This window comes from Nocardia cyriacigeorgica (genome assembly GCF_010858045.1).
GTDB classification, from domain to species: Bacteria; Actinomycetota; Actinomycetes; order Mycobacteriales; family Mycobacteriaceae; genus Nocardia; species Nocardia cyriacigeorgica_E.
In genome coordinates this window covers 1-282 of record NZ_JAAGVC010000372.1, presented here as the reverse complement: position 1 = coordinate 282, position 282 = coordinate 1, and the positions used below count along the sequence as shown (strand labels likewise).

The 282-nt window shown below is 71.3% G+C and carries 1 pseudogene; it reads right to left on the bottom strand.

Features of this window, described 5'->3' with window-relative positions:
• Positions 1 to 25 precede the first annotated feature (25 nt).
• A pseudogene (locus tag GV790_RS30070) lies at positions 26 to 282 on the bottom strand (nuclear export factor GLE1); the annotation flags it as partial.

Here is a 282-nt window from a genome sequence, read left to right as displayed (position 1 = left end):
GTGCGCATATTCATGCGCGGGGCGGTCACGACTGCCGTCCCCGGATGACCGAGCCGACGCCGAGCCCGAGCCCGAGCAGCCCGACGGCCAGTCCGATCCCGCCGAGCCAGCGGGCGGTCGTGTCGGTGCCCGCGTCATCGGATTCGGCTGGCGCGGTCTGATTCTCGGCCTCAACGCCGTGTTCGCCGTGCCCGTTTCCGGTGTTGGAGGCCAGGGTGAGGCTCGGCGCCGGATGTGCGACCAGGCCCTGATCGGCGGGCTGGTTCCAGTCGACGACCTTGC